This window comes from Bradyrhizobium sp. CCBAU 11386, assembly GCF_028128955.1.
Taxonomy (GTDB): domain Bacteria; phylum Pseudomonadota; class Alphaproteobacteria; order Rhizobiales; family Xanthobacteraceae; genus Bradyrhizobium.
This window is the reverse complement of sequence record NZ_LBKA01000246.1, coordinates 1-14,761: the sequence shown is the minus strand read 5'-3', so window position 1 is coordinate 14,761 and position 14,761 is coordinate 1. Positions and strand designations below refer to the sequence as shown.

The 14,761-nt window shown below is 63.5% G+C and carries 9 protein-coding genes; 2 read left to right on the top strand and 7 right to left on the bottom strand.

What is annotated here, in order from left to right; all coding sequences use genetic code 11:
- Positions 1–5: 5 nt before the first annotated feature.
- Both XI09_RS29570 and XI09_RS29565 read right to left on the bottom strand, forming a co-directional pair.
- Positions 6–2,861 carry an nSTAND1 domain-containing NTPase gene (locus tag XI09_RS29570; protein ID WP_271569973.1) on the bottom strand — a complete coding sequence of 952 codons (2,856 nt, stop codon included), beginning with the start codon at positions 2,859–2,861 and terminating at the stop codon, positions 6–8.
- A 4-nt stretch (positions 2,862–2,865) separates the two neighbouring features.
- Positions 2,866–4,380: a toll/interleukin-1 receptor domain-containing protein gene (locus XI09_RS29565; RefSeq protein ID WP_271569972.1), complete on the bottom strand. Its 1,515-nt coding sequence runs from the start codon at positions 4,378–4,380 to the stop codon at positions 2,866–2,868.
- A gap of 231 nt (positions 4,381–4,611) precedes the next feature.
- Between XI09_RS29565 and XI09_RS29560 the strand changes: the two genes are divergently transcribed.
- The gene (locus XI09_RS29560; RefSeq protein ID WP_271569971.1) at positions 4,612–6,447 is read left to right on the top strand and encodes a DUF4231 domain-containing protein; all 1,836 of its coding nucleotides are present in this window, start codon (positions 4,612–4,614) and stop codon (positions 6,445–6,447) included.
- A gap of 124 nt (positions 6,448–6,571) precedes the next feature.
- On the opposite strand, the gene XI09_RS29555 is transcribed toward XI09_RS29560, so the two are convergent.
- The 5 genes from XI09_RS29555 to XI09_RS29535 form a co-directional block, all read right to left on the bottom strand.
- Positions 6,572–7,375: a CarD family transcriptional regulator gene (locus XI09_RS29555; protein WP_271569970.1), complete on the bottom strand. Its 804-nt coding sequence runs from the start codon at positions 7,373–7,375 to the stop codon at positions 6,572–6,574.
- 344 nt (positions 7,376–7,719) lie between these two features.
- Positions 7,720–8,058, bottom strand: coding sequence for a ferredoxin FdxA (gene fdxA / locus XI09_RS29550; RefSeq protein WP_027545217.1), 339 nt, complete (start codon positions 8,056–8,058; stop codon positions 7,720–7,722).
- Positions 8,059–8,190: 132 nt separating this feature from the next.
- The gene (locus XI09_RS29545; protein WP_271570084.1) at positions 8,191–8,448 is read right to left on the bottom strand and encodes an RNA-binding S4 domain-containing protein; all 258 of its coding nucleotides are present in this window, start codon (positions 8,446–8,448) and stop codon (positions 8,191–8,193) included.
- Positions 8,449–8,469: 21 nt separating this feature from the next.
- Positions 8,470–11,847, bottom strand: a complete 3,378-nt coding sequence (locus tag XI09_RS29540) for a helicase-related protein (protein WP_271569969.1) — start codon at positions 11,845–11,847, stop codon at positions 8,470–8,472.
- 787 nt (positions 11,848–12,634) lie between these two features.
- Positions 12,635–13,444, bottom strand: a complete 810-nt coding sequence (locus XI09_RS29535; protein ID WP_271570083.1) for a DUF3108 domain-containing protein — start codon at positions 13,442–13,444, stop codon at positions 12,635–12,637.
- A 518-nt stretch (positions 13,445–13,962) separates the two neighbouring features.
- Here XI09_RS29535 and rpmB point away from each other — a divergent pair.
- Complete coding sequence (gene rpmB, locus XI09_RS29530) at positions 13,963–14,271, top strand: 50S ribosomal protein L28 (protein ID WP_271569968.1); 309 nt, start codon at positions 13,963–13,965, stop codon at positions 14,269–14,271.
- Positions 14,272–14,761: the final 490 nt, after the last annotated feature.

The following is a 14,761-nucleotide window of genomic DNA, read 5'->3' as shown; positions in this document are numbered from 1 at the left end:
CCCCCTCACTTCGTCTCCAGCGACTTGCTAACCTCTTTTGCGGCCCCTGCCGCAGCCAATTCGACGCGCTTGAGCTTGTCCTGGCTCTGGAGCAAGCGGTCCTGAAATGCCTGATCGCCTGCGCGGCGCTGCGCGATCTTTTCGCGAACGCTCACTTCCTTGCGGAATTGCACAATCACCATGTCTAGGGGCAGATCTTGCAACACCGCCTTGTCCTGTTCGACCGCCCCGGCCTTCGCATAGATTCTGGCGAGGCCATCCAGAATCCTCATGTTCCGCGGATCCTCTTCGTTAAGCGCGGTCAGGATCTGCCCGGCTTTGGCGAATTCCTGAAGGGCAAGGTCATAGCTCTTCTTCGTCCTGTAGAGCGCCGCACGATCTTCATATGAAGATGCGAGATTCGATCGAAGGATCTTATCGTGGGAATATGCCAGGAACAGAAGCTCCTCCCGACCGATGGCATCTGAATAGCTTTGCAACGCGCCATCGATATCGGCGAAATCCCGCTGCACACGTCCGATCTTGATCTGGGTGGCGGCGGCCTGGAGCTTCCATTCCATCCGCGAAGCACCCTGGATCATGGTCGCGTACTCCAAAGCCCGCTTGAACTTCGAGGTTGCCCCCGCGAAGTCCCGCTTGACCTGCAGCGCCTCGCCGGTCTTGTTGAGCGCGAAGGCCAGCTCGAACCGCTGCTGCGCCAGATGATCGATGCTCTCCGGGTTGATGCTCGTCGGGTTCGTAACATCGAACTCGAGCAGCTTGGCGGCGATACGCTCGCTTTCCTGGTAGTTGGCCAGCGCTGCGGCGATCGGTTCCTGATTGCGCGCGACAACAGTCCCCGTGCCGTCGTAAACGACCGAGTCCTCGAGATCGAGGTCACCCAATCTGAAGAGCGCTCCATAGCGCAGGCGCAGCCATCCCTTGTCGTCGGGGCTCTTCTCCAGATAGGGACGGGTGGTCTCTTCGGCCTTGGACGCATCGCGTCTGGCAGCCGCCTTGTCATCAAGCGCGACATTCAGATCGGAAGACGTCAGCAGCCAGGACGTCTTTAGTTGCGAGACTTGCGCGGTATTCGGGAGATCGTCGAAACGATCGTACAGATCTTTTACAATGTCGCGATATTTCGTCGCCGACTGGAGCGACGTCTGACCGGCGTTGAAGGAGTCCAAAACCGCACTCGAGAGATTCCTGGTGGATAGCGCCACGTGCTTGAAGGTCTCGCTGGCCCGGTACAGCGCCGTGCTTCCCACCGCTAGCAGGATCAGCGCCACGCCAATGCCGGCGTAGGTCACGTTTCTCAGATTTCGGCTGCGGCCGCTCGCGGCGTAGGAGGCGCGCACGAGCCGTTCAACCTCCTCGTATCTTCCCCCGTACCGCGCGGACCAGGCCGCATTCGGATGCCATTTGTTCCACCAGCCCCAGTACCGCCGCGCCTGATCGTCGGATAGACGGGATTCATTGAGACTTTGGGGATCGACACAGGAGTGAAGGAAGCGATATCGCTCGCCGTCGCGCAGTTCTTGTCGCAGCCATCCGATCTCGCGCTTGTCACCACGCTCCCCGGTCGCCTCCGGATCGCCCGAGACGCGCGTCCAGCGGCGCAGCAGCGCTTCGTGGCCGACGTCGACGATAGTATCGTCAGGCAGGTTCGCCGTTAGTGACGACGATAGGGGCGGAACCAAGAACGAGCATTCGTCCGCGCGAAACTGATCGAGCACGGCGCAAACATCGTCGCGTGAAGCACCGGACTCTCCGATGAGTTGTCCCAGCGAACGCGCGCGCCGCACGGCCCGCCCTTCGCTATCGATCTCGGCAAGCGCGCGGAAGACCTGTTCGACAATCTTTTCCCGACCGGGCAACGAGGAGAAGATCTCCTCAGCATGGCCGGAGATGGCACCGGAAAGTCCGCCGATGTCCCGATAATCCTGCTCGGTTAGATGCCGTGTGGGTGGCTCCGAACCAGCGCAGCCATCGGCTGCTTCTCCCGCGACGGTGCCAGCCCGCATCCAGAGCCGTGCCAGGCAATGTTGCAGGATTGGCAGCTGGTCGAGCTCCTCGCTGCTGTCGTTGATCAGCCGCTCCACTAGTTCGGATGATATGGTCGCCCCCGACATCTCGATGGGGCCGCGGATCGCTTCCTCTCGCTGATCGCGAGACAGCGACGGCACGAGAAACTGCGCCGATGACACAGCCTCGGGCAGCCCCTGAAAGCGCGCGCAGTCGCCGATGAAGTCGGAGCGCATGGTGATCACAACGCGGATTCGGCTGTCGTGACTGCGGGTCGCAGCGAGCAGGAGCTGAATGAAATTGATCGCCTCTTCCCGCCGCTGGGACATCTCGAAGCGCGTGTTGATCTGCGCGCCCGCCGACATGTAGCGGAACAGCTCCTCGAACTGATCGACCAGAACGACGAGCTGCGTCTCCGGGTCCGGGGCCACGTATTGCAACGCGTCCGACAGGCCGTGGCTGGAGGCGAACAACAGGGCGGCGATGCGATCGCGGCGTGCCGCGAAGAATTCGTCACGATCTCCAAGTACTTTGGCGAGCCCGATCGCCAATCGATCGATGGGAGCCCGTCCCGGTCGCATCGCCGCGTATTGCCAAACCTTCCGGCCCGATTCCCCGTTCTCTTGCTCGAGAAGTGGCAGCAATCCGGCACGTACAATCGAGGACTTGCCGCTCCCTGAGCTGCCTACCACGGCGATGAAGTGGTTCGTCCGCAGCAACCGATACAACGCGAAAGTCTGGTCTTCACGTCCGAAGAAATATTTGTGGTCCCGCTTGGCGAAAGGTCTCAGACCCGGAAAGGGTGCTGTCGCTACGGTCGACTGGTTCGGAGCAGCGGCGACCAGATCACTCATGGCTTCACTCATGGGCGCGCTGTTCGGCGTTTGTCTGGAAAATGCGCCTCAGCGCCTCGATGCTCGGCTTCTCGGTCTGGGTCCAGTTCAGGACGAGATCAATCTCCTTCGAAGGAAAGAGATGGCGGAGCATGTGCTCGTCCTTGCGGATATGCGGTGGCGGTCCCGCGATCAGGCCTCGGCACATGAACTCCTGCTTGCGGCCGAGCGTCTGCCAGCTTCGGAGCTCCTTGGATTGCGCTCTCGCCCACATTTCCGAGGCCTTGGCCCAGCACATGACCACCGCCGTACATTCAGACAGACGCTCACGATGAAACTGCCGCCGCTCGACGTCGGTCGTATTGTAGTACGCCGGCATGACGTAGTTGATCTCGTGCTCTTCGAGCAGCGTTGCTACCTCGGCTGCATACTCTGTGTCCGACTCGTCGTGACACAGGTAGATGTGATCAAACGCTGACGGTTCGCCGGGCGGCATAGGTGTATCGATATCCTCAAGGTGTTTCAGCAAGAAGGCGGTGAAAGGACTGATGCTGTCTCCCTCAATGCGATCACCGGGCTGCTGAGAAGCAAAGCTCTTGACGGTATCGATCGGGTCACGCTCGACCGGCTGACCTGACGGCTCTTCGAATCTCTTTGGCGCCCAGATCACGCGATGAAAGCTAGCCTTGTCATCGGCGCCCGTTGCGGGGATTCGTTCCGCTGCCTTATTGAGCTGAAGCTTTGCGATGTGCTCGAGATCCGCCGGCGCCGGACCAGCACTGCGGCCTAGCAGGTGGATCGATACCCTGGCGTCCTTCAACTCACGGTCGATGAAGTCAAGCGCGCCGGCATCGAGCGGAATGTCGTCAGCGACACCCGGAACAACGTGGTAGCCGCCACGCACCAATTCCCGATGCACGCGAAGATATTGATCACGCACGTCGGGAGCGGGCTTCGCCAGATAGACCTTCAAGCCGCGGGACGGCTGCGGGGGTTGAGGAGGCTCTTCGCCCTCGAACTTGGCACGCTTGATCAGGATTTTAGCGAGATCCCCGGCCACCCTATAAAATTCCTCGCTCGCCCGCCCGAGCCAATGGTAGGGTCCGTGTCTCGAGAAAAACTGAAAGCCTTTCTGCTCCGGCAGCAGCGAGGGCCACCGCTCCTTCGGCACCTCACTCTTGTGCGCCAGGATGATGCGATGCTTGAAAGCGAAATCGCTCTCATGCCGCCAGCGCTCACGGAACAGTTGCAGCTCCAATTGGCAATACTCGCTTGCCAGCCAATGCTCGGAAAGCACGATGACAAGGAAGGCCGATGCCTCGATGGCGGCACGGATCGCGGGACGGAATTGGGTCCCGTCATCGATGTTGTCGCGATCCCACCAGAGTAAAGGGCTGTTGGGCTTCGCATCGTTGAAGTGCCACTCGATCTGTCCGGCCAAGGTCGCCACAAACGGCTGCTTGTCCGGATGCTCACCCGGCGGCAGCCGGTTGTCATTCCACGCGTAAGACATAAAAAATTGGACGCGCTTATCGGTCATGCCATTTAATCTCCGCTAATCTCCGCGGTAACCCGCAGGCGGCCGGCGTCGATCAGGCTAGCCGCGGACGTACCACAACGTCAAGCTGTACCGCCGGCTGGGTTGCAGCCGTCTCGCATCCGGCCCCGGCTACGGGGCCCATGCTACCGCGGCGTGTCGGATTTCAGTTGCGCACCCAAACGACCGCCGCTTAACTGAGACGCAGGGCGCATATTTCCGGACAAATTCATTATGACGATTGCGAAGCCGGTCCTCACCTTCGTTGTCGGCGTGACCGGTCATCGCTCGGCCCGCCTGAAGCGTGAGCACGAAACACGCCTCGAGGATCAGCTCTCGGACGTCTTTCGCAACATTGAGGACGAGTGCTGCAAGCAGCTGGAACGGCAGCACGATCTCTATGCGCCGGCCAAGCCTCAGATAGTGCTGCTTTCGGGCCTCGCCGATGGCACGGATGCGTTGGCGGTGCGACAATGTCCCCAAACCTGGTCGATCGCTGGTTTGCTGCCCACACCTCAGGATGAGTACGAGCGAGCGCTGAAGACCACGGCTCCCGCAGGTCACGGCGACAAGGCGCTCGACGAATTCACCGGGGCGCTACGGCGCTGCAGCCAGGTTACGATCCTGCCGCGACCACGACTGGAGGACGACAAGGGATTGGTTCGCTCGCGCGACCTCCTGCTCCGGCAAATTGATGTGCTTGTGACGGTATGGGATGGGAGCACGGGTGACGGACTTCCAGGCGGCACCGGCGATACTGTGGCGCACGCGACCGAAGCAGGTATCCCGGTAATCTGGATTGCGGCCGATCGGCTGCAACGGCCCTGGGTCATCAGCCGGACGAGCGATGTCACGCGCGACACGCCGATGGCGGACGCAACCTCGGGGCCGATCTCCGACCTCGTGCACCAAGCTCTCGCGATCAGCAGGAGCTCCATTCACCTCCCTGAAGTCTGGCATATCAAGCATCACGGTTCGGACGCGGCAGTCAGGCTGAATGATTTCCTAATCGAATCGGCTCCTCCTCCGGACGAGGAGGCAAGGCGGTCGTGGGACAGCTTCTTGGCGGAGGTGCCCGACGAGAACGGATTCAGGTCGCGGCTCGCCGAAGTGCTGTTGCCGCGCTGTCTCGCGGCCGACGCGCTGGCGCGACTGTATGGCCGGCGCTATCGGCTGGCCTATGTGTCTGCCTATCTGCTGTCGTCACTGGCCGTTGCTATCGCGCTCGCGAGCCTCGTGCTGCACGACGGCGGACATGCAGAGGTCCCAGCCAGAGAGCTCTGGCTCGTTGCCATAGAACTTGTGATCGTTGCTTCCATCGTCGTGGTCGTCCGGCGTGGACGATTGCGACGCTGGCACGATCGCTGGCTCGACTATCGGGCCCTGGCCGAGATCCTCAGGCACCTGCGTTTTCTCAGTCTCTTCGGTCAGTACGAGAAGAGCTCCTATGTTGAGGCCGCCGCGCGGCCGGGGGGCGACTGGCTGCTGTGGTACTTTCGCGCCACGATGCGCGAGCTCGGCATGCCCTCGGGCAATCTCGGCCCGGAATATCAACGCAAGATATTGAACGCGACTGTCTCCGCCGAGTTGGCCCCCCAGATCCAATATCATGCCTCGAACCTGAAGCTGCGCAGGACACAGGACCTGGGCCTGCACTGGGTGGGCAACGTGTGCTTCCTGACCGCGCTTGTCATTCTGTTGCTTTTCCTAGTCGCGTTGGTCAGCGAAAGCCTCGTGACCAAATTGTCCGGCGAAGGCCATTTTCAAGCGCTGAAGACATTCCTCGGACAGATGGCGCGTTGGGTGCCCGTGGCAACCGCCTTTCTTCCCGCACTCGGCGCGGCGGTTGCCGGCATCCGCTTTACTGGCGAGTTCGAGGGAGCCGCTGAGAGGTCGGCCAAGACTGGCGCGCAACTCGATTTGCTTCACGATACCTACGATATTGCCCTCGAGCGGCTCGACTTCGACTTGAGCGCTGGCGTTCTGTTCGAGAGCGCCCGCATTATGGCCGCCGACATCAGCGGCTGGACGTCGCTCTACAGCCGAAAGCCCCTGACGCTACCGGGGTAATATCCTCGCGAGGCCCAGTGGAGACGGTGCTCCGACTCGTCGCCGCAAACAAAAGCCCGCCCAAACAAAAAGCCCGGCCAAACGGCCGGGCTCTTGATCTGTTGCGATCGACGCGATGAGAGGCTTACGCGGCCTCGTCGGCGACCGTAGTGTCGTCGCCATCGGTATCGTCGGCATCGCCCTCGGCATCCGCCTCGCCCTCGGCGGCTTCCGCCTTGGCGTTGCGGCGCGGGCTCTTGGCGAGCTGCGCCTCGATCTCCTTGACCGCTTCGGTCTCGGTCGAGTGCTGCACCACCGCGATCTCGCGGGAGAGACGATCGAGCGCCGCTTCATAGAGCTGGCGTTCAGAGTAGGACTGCTCGGGCTGCGACTCGGAGCGATAGAGGTCGCGCACGACTTCCGCGATCGCGACGATGTCGCCCGAATTGATCTTCGCTTCGTACTCCTGGGCGCGGCGCGACCACATGGTGCGCTTGACACGGGCGCGGCCCTTGAGCGTCTCCAGCGCCTTCTTCACCAGCGCGGGCTCGGACAGCTTGCGCATGCCGACATTGGCGACCTTGGCGGTCGGCACGCGCAGCGTCATCTTGTCCTTGATGAAGTTGATGACGAACAGCTCGAGCTTCGCACCGGCGATCTCCTGCTCCTCGATGGCCAGGATCTGGCCGACGCCGTGAGCGGGATAGACGACGAATTCGTTGGCCTTGAAGCCCTGACGCTGGGTCACGACCTTCTTTTCCTCGACCTTCGGCGCAGCAGCCGCCGGCTTCACGGCCGGCTTGGCAGCGACAGGAGCCTTGGCAGCAGCAACAGGAGCCTTGGCAGCAGCAACAGGGGCCTTCGGCGCAGCGGACTTGGCAGCGGGAGCCTTGGCAGCAGGCTTGGCAACGGTCGCTTTCGCGGCCGGTTTGGCAGTCTTGTTAGGCATTGCGCTTCTTTTGTTCTTCGAGGACTTTGCAGCCGGCGCCTTCGTCGCGGTCCGACCCTTGGATGCGCTACGGCTGGCCGCGGCGACTTTTTTGGCCTCCTTATGGGAAGCCCTCGCTGAAGTACTCTTTTTACGCGTTTTCTGTGACACAGCCTGCGCGCGGAAACTGCCACGCCCCTGTTCGACATTTGGTTTCACGGGAACCCAGAAGGGCCAACGGGGCTGACGGGGTTCGGCTTAATGTGCCCAATATAGCACATTTCCCGCAAAAATCAATGATTTAGGGGTCTTGAGGCCTGGTTTTCGGCGCGAACGAAGGTATTAGGGTTAAGTTTGGGTCCGAATTAGTCTCCGGAGCCGGGGTTCGGAGAAAAATATTTCTCGAACTTGCCTTCCATGCCATCGAATTCCTTGGCGTCGGCGGGTGATTCTTTCTTCTGGGTGATGTTCGGCCAGCTCTTGGCATAGTCGGCGTTGACCGACAGCCACTTTTCCAGGCCCGGTTCCGTGTCCGGCTTGATGGCGTCGGCGGGGCATTCCGGCTCGCACACGCCGCAGTCGATGCATTCGTCGGGATGGATGACGAGCATGTTCTCGCCCTCGTAGAAACAGTCGACCGGGCAGACCTCGACGCAGTCGGTGTACTTGCACTTGATGCAGGCTTCAGTGACGACGTAAGTCATCCAACGCTCCGAAAAGCTCTTTTAAAAGTCGCGGCTTGCGTAGCGCGGATGGCCCGGCGCCGCAAGGTCGGGGACGGCCGATCATGACGGCTTTGCGCGTTTGATCGACCAAGAAATGAATTCAAAGCGCAATTAATTGCGCTTTCCTTCGCCGAGCTCCTCGTAGAGCACGCGCGCCGAGGCGGCATCGCCGCGGCGCTCGTTGAAGGCTATGACTTTCAACACGCGCACGGTGCGGTCGAGCGCGATGGTGAGCACGTCGCCGGCCTTGATCGCATGCCCGGGCGAGGTCTCGCGCACGCCGTTGACGCGGACATGGCCGGACTCGACCAGTTCAGCCGCGGAGGTGCGCGCCTTCACCACCCGCGCGTGCCACAGCCATTTGTCGATGCGCTGCCGCTCGGTCGTGGGCTACTCCTTGCGCCCCGCGAGCTGCTCCTTCAGCGCAGCGAGCTTTGCGAAGGGCGAATTCGGATCGACCGGCCGATCGCGCTCGCGCGGGTTCGCGCTCGAGGCGTAGGGGCGCAGCGACGGCCCGCCCTGGCGGTCACGGCCCTTGTCACGGTCGCGGCCACGATTGTCGCGGCCCTTGTCGCGATCGCCGCCGAACTTGCCCTTGTTGCGATCGCGATCCTTGTCGCGGTCCTTGCCCTGGAAGCTGCGGTTCTTGTCGTCGCGCCCTTCGGGACGCGGCGCGCCCTCGCCACCACCTTCGCGGCCTTTGCGGAAATCTCTGCCGCCATCCCTGCGACCGCCATGGCGATGACGCTCGTCGCGCTTCTCGCCGTCGGCTCCTTGCGCGGCCTCGCCTTCCGCGGGCGCAGCACCCGCCTCGGCGCCCGCCTGCGGACGGGGCTGATGATGGTGACGCTGGTGGCGATGACGCTCGTGGCGCGGCTTGCGATCCTCGTGACGGCCGCCGGGACGCCAGACCTCGACCAGCTCGGGCTCGGCGGGTGCGGCCTCGACAGGCGCGGCAGCGTCGGGCGATGCAGCAGCCTCGACCGCGGCGGCTTCGGCGGGCGCGGCTTCAAGGCCGGCTGCCTCCGTGGGCGCAGCGGCTTCTTCGGCCGGCGGCGCGATGCCGGGAGCATCTTCGGGCGTGACGGGAGCCTCGGGCGATGCTTCGAGCGCCGGCTCTTCCTGTGCGGGCTCGTCGTGCTGCTCCATGCCGGGCGCGTCTTCGACGGTGACTGCGACCCCAGCGGCTTCGATCGGCGTGTCTGCGGCGGCAGCGTCCTCGACCGGTGTTTCGGTCGCAGGCGTCTCGGCGGGAGCCTCTGCGCTGGAAGCTTCAGCAGCGACCGCCACAGGCTTCGGCGGCAGCGGCGGGCGCTTCTCCATGCGATAGCCGAGCGCACGCAGCACCGAGGCGAAATCTTCGCCCGCCGAGCCCGTGAGCGAGGTCATCGCCTGCGTCACCACGAAGCTGCGGCCGTCGAACGCGCCGGCGGGCTTTTCGCCGGGCGAGTTATCGCGCCACGCAAGCGCCGGACGGATCAGATCGGCAAGACGCTCCAGGATGTCGACGCGCACGGCGCGCTCGCCGGCCTGCTTGTAGCCGAGCACGCGATACGCGTCGCGCGGCAGAGCCTTGTCGACCGGGAACGAGGTGCGGCCCGAAGATGCCAGATGCTGCGCGCCCGAGAGCGAGGACAGATCGACATTGTCCTGCTTCAGCGCCCACAGCAGCGCGGCGAGCGCACGCGCGGCGGGCTTCAAGAGGCCGGGGAAATAGAGGTGATAGGCGCCGAAGCGGACGCCGTATTTGCGCAAGGTCGCGCGCGAGGGCTGGTCGAGATCCTTCAGCTCGTTGGCGATCTTCGGCCGCTCCAGCACACCGAGCGCCTCGACGAGCTGATAGGCGATGCCGCGGGCAATGCCGGTGACGTCCTCGGCCTTGCTGAGCTCGAACATCGGCCCGAGCAGCTTTTCGATATGCGTCTTGAGCCAGAGGTCGAGCCGCGCCTGCACCTTCTCGCGCGGGCTGCCGGTCAGGCGCTCGTCGGAGATGATGCGGATGCGCGGATGCAGCGCGTCCTCTGCGGCGGACAGTCGCGCCACGGCGTCGCCGGTCCAGCGGATGGTGCCTTCCGAGGTCAGCACGAACTGCTCGTCCGGCGCGTTGCCCAGTTTTTCGGCGCGCGCGTTGATCTCGCCGGCGAGCACCGCTTGGGCCGCAGCCTGCAAGGCTTTCGCATCGGAGCCGGCTTCCGCCGCATCCGGTGCAAAGGTGAAGCCATCGAGACGGCCGATGACATGGCCTTCGACGATGACTTCGCCGGTCTTGCCGATTTCAGTATTCAAGCTCGTGTTCTCCCGCAGGCGGCGCATCAATACACTGGTCCGGCGATCAACGAAACGCTCAGTCAAGCGTTCATGGAGCGCATCCGATAATTTATTTTCGACCTCCCGCGTAATCCCCTGCCAGTGTTCGGGGTCCGCGAGCCAGTCCGGCCGGTTGGCGACGAAGGTCCAGGTGCGGATCTGCGCGATCCGGCCCGACAGCGTGTCGATATCGCCGTCGATGCGGTCGGCCTGGTCGACCTGGGCCGCATACCAGGCATCGGGAATGCGGCCCTTCTGCATCAGGAAGCCGTACAGCGTGGTGACGAGCTCGGCATGGGCCGCCGGCGACAGTTTTCGGTAATCGGGGACCTGGCAGGCCTCCCACAGCCGTTCCACCGCCAGCTTGCCATGTGCGGTATCGCGCACATCGGCGTCGCGGGCGACGTGGTCGAGCACGCGCATGTCCTCGGCGATCGGCGCCCGCGTCAACGCCTCATGGCCGGGGGAGAGGTTCAGCGACACCTGGAGCGCGCCGAGCGAGGAGAAATCCAGCTTCGAATTGCGCCATTGCAGCATCTTCACGCTGTCGAAGGTGTGGTTCTGCAGCGCGTTGACGAGCTCGGGCTCGAACGGCGCGCAGCGGCCGGTGGTGCCGAATGTTCCATTCCGCGTGGCGCGGCCGGCACGGCCGGCGATCTGCGCGAATTCGGACGGCGTCAGACGGCGGAACTGGTAGCCGTCGAACTTGCGGTCGGAGGCGAAGGCGACGTGGTCGACGTCGAGATTGAGGCCCATGCCGACCGCGTCGGTGGCGACGAGATAGTCGACGTCGCCGTTCTGGAACATCGACACTTGTGCATTTCTGGTGCGCGGGCTGAGCGAGCCGAGCACGACAGCCGCGCCGCCGTGCTGGCGGCGGATCAGCTCGGCGATGGCGTAGACCTCATCGGCCGAGAACGCGACGATGGCGGTGCGCCGCGGCTGGCGGGTGATCTTGCGATCGCCGGCAAATTCCAGCTGCGACAGCCGCGGCCGCGTGATCATGGATACGCCGGGCAAGAGCCGCTCGATGATCGGGCGCATGGTGGCAGCGCCCAGCAGCAGCGTCTCGTCACGGCCGCGGCGGTTGAGGATGCGGTCGGTGAAGACGTGGCCGCGTTCGAGATCGGAGGCGATCTGGACCTCGTCCACGGCGAGGAAAGAGACGTCGAGATCCCTCGGCATCGCCTCGACGGTGGAGACCCAGTAGCGCGGGTTCTTCGGCTTGATTTTCTCCTCGCCGGTGACGAGCGCAACGCTCTCCACGCCCTTGCGATCGGCGATCTTGTTGTAGACCTCGCGCGCGAGCAGCCGCAGCGGCAGGCCGATCATGCCGGAGGGATGCGCGAGCATCCGCTCGATGGCGAGATGGGTCTTGCCGGTGTTGGTCGGCCCAAGCACCGCAGTGACGCCTGCGCCGGGTGCGCGCTCGGAAGCGAAGGGGGAGGGGGAAAAAGCCATTCTGGGGATTAGGTAGTGCCGATTTGGGCGAATGTCAGTGCTGTTTGGGGCGGCGCGGCGGCTGGGCTGCTCCCGCACGCACGGCTGTCATCGCCCGGCTTGACCGGGCGATCCAGTACGCCGAGGCGGTTGTGGATGAGCCGAGAAGCCGCGGCGTACTGGGTGCCCCGGTCAAGCCGGGGCATGACAGCGGTGCGGACGACGACGTTCGGACACATAGCCGACAGGTGCACGCCCCTTCGCACATCGTGCGTGTGGGAGCGCCCCCCCGAACCTCGCGCAACTGTCTCACTTTGCGACGCTTTTCCCTGTGTCCTTAAGCATCGGAACGACTCTAGAACGAATCGCGGCCGAATCGCTGACTCCCTGTTGAGTCCTGTTCCGTTCACGCAACATGTCGCGGCGCCCTGTGTTTGATTGCACTAGATGGAGTTTTGGGCTGCCGCACAAGCGACGTTTCGGTGGCGGGTTCCTTAAAATTGGGGACGGCGCGGAGTCGAATCAGAATCGGGGAGGAGTCAAATGGATTCACGGGCCCCTCCGCCTGCTCCGCCGTCCCCCCCAAACTCATTTTCGCGAAAACAACCCCATGCACAGTAGAAACGGCGCGCGGGCGAGTGGCGGGGTGACGGCGCGTAAGTTGTTGAGACTGCGTGCCGAATCGCTCCGCCCGTCATTCCGGGGCGCGACGCTAGTCGCGAGCCCGGAATCCATCAGGCCGCGGGGTTTGTCTCACGATGGATTCCGGGATCGCGCCAAGGGGCGCGCCCCGGAATGACGGGGAGAATTACTGCGTCTTCGCAACCCTTGGCGGCTGGGCTGATGTGATGAAGCTGGTCGCTTCGAGCATCGCGGGGCCCAGCGGCGTCGGCACTTTCAGCCAGAACGGGACCAGGATGCGCGTGCCGGCGACGGGGGCGAAGGCGATCTCGATGTTGCGCTGGGCGGCGAGATATTTGATCACGGGGCGGTCGGGGATGTAGCCCGCCACGGGCACGAAATAGAGCGCGCAGACCACGACCGGCCCGTGATAGCCCTTCTCCGCCTTCACGGTCTCCATGCGCTTGAAATCGAGCTTGAGGTCGTAGCGCATGCGGCCGTCGAACACCGGCGCGGCGTTGTGGCAGGCGTCCGGCGTCACGGGGTCGCCGGTGCCGGGCACGCGCAGCAGCGAGGCCGTCATCGGGTCCCAGACGCCGCGGCGATGCGCGTCGGTAACGACGATGCGATCAGGGTCGACCGGCGGCTCCGGCACGATGCCGAACTCTTTCACATTGCCCTTGTCGAGCGTGATGCGGATCTCTTCGGTCTTCTTCGAGGTGGTGGTGGAGGCCTGATAGCCGGTCGCAACCAGCGCGCCGTTGACGACGCGCCCCTGCGAGGCGCCGGTGCCGGACCCGCCCGCGAACGACTTCAGCAGCCCCGTGGTGCCGCCGGAGGCGGCCGCGGCAAACACGTCGTCCTGGATGTCGATGTTCCAGGCGCCCTTGCCGACGGGAATGCCTGATAGCGTCGCCTCATACTGCGCCTCGAGCTTGCCTTGCGCCGCGGCCGGCTTCGCCTCCCACGCGAAGGCCAGCCCGCACAGGGCCGCCACGGCCAGCCGGGCGGCAAACCGCGGACTGGCGATGCGCGGCTTGGGCGCAAGTCGGGGGAAAATGAGCACGAAACGATCCAATCGGGGCGCGACGGTTGTTATTTAAGCCAAAAACCGCGGCAAACAATGTGTCCGGGCGTAACAGGCACGGAACTCCACCGGAGTCTTCCGGTGCGAATACGCCCTTTATGTGATGGTAAGGCACTTCAATCATTGCCGTTTTGGTGATCGGGGCGGTATCCTGCTCCCAGCACTCCGCCGTCATGCCCCGGCTTGACCGGGGCATCCAGTACGCCGCGCCCCCTCGGCTCTGGCCGCACCGCCTCGGAGTACTGGATCGCCCGGTCAAGCCCGGCGATGACACCGATTGCGGGGCATGAAACCCGCCCCAAAAACTTGACGTCCCGCCGCTTCCCCCCTATACGTCCGCCGCTCCCTGCAAGGACAGAGAATTTGCCCCCGTGGCGCCCCGAATGGCGGCCGCAACTCGTTTGGGGGTCAGGATAAGGATTTGTGACATGTCTCGCCGCTGCGAACTGACGGCCAAGGGCCCCCTCGTCGGCCACAAGGTCAGCCACTCCAACATCAAGACCAAGCGCCGCTTCCTGCCGAACCTCGTCAACGTGACGTTCATCAGCGAAGCCCTGGAGCGCAACGTGCGCCTGCGCGTCTCGACCAACGCGGTCAAGAGCGTCGACCACAATGGCGGCCTCGACGCCTTCCTGCTCAAGGCCAAAGCCGACGCCCTGTCGCCGCGCGCCCTCGAGCTGAAGCGCGCCATCCAGAAGAAGGTCGGCGACACCGCGCCGGTCAAGAAGGCCAGCTGAGCGATTTTTTCGAATTGGGCGGGGGCTAAGTAGCGTCGCGTGGCGTAGGCTTAGCCAAGTAGAGTTTTGTGTAGCGGCCGGATCGGAAGATCCGGCCGTTTTTGTTTTTGGGGTAACTAACGGAGGAGCAATCCTCGGTCGAGAAGGTTCTCAAGAAAGGATGCTCGAGAGGTGACAGTCCTGTTGCTAGCCATCAAAACAAGCTGCCAAACGACGCGGCGTGCCAACGAACGAGCGAGTATCCGCTGCTCGGTTGATATTGCCCCCATCGTTCGCCCGTGGACAAAGGCGCTCCTAATATTGAATAGGGTCTCGTACTCCATCGCGGCATTTCGATCATCCAACAAGCCGGCCACGCGCCAACTCATTCTCTCTGTAGCCCCAATTCGCTTTTGATGAACTGGACCGTATCCATTCGGCGTAGGCCGCAGGGTTACCGCCTGAGCAGTCCAGGGTTCTCTTTGTAGAACCTGATCAGCTCGATGAGGTT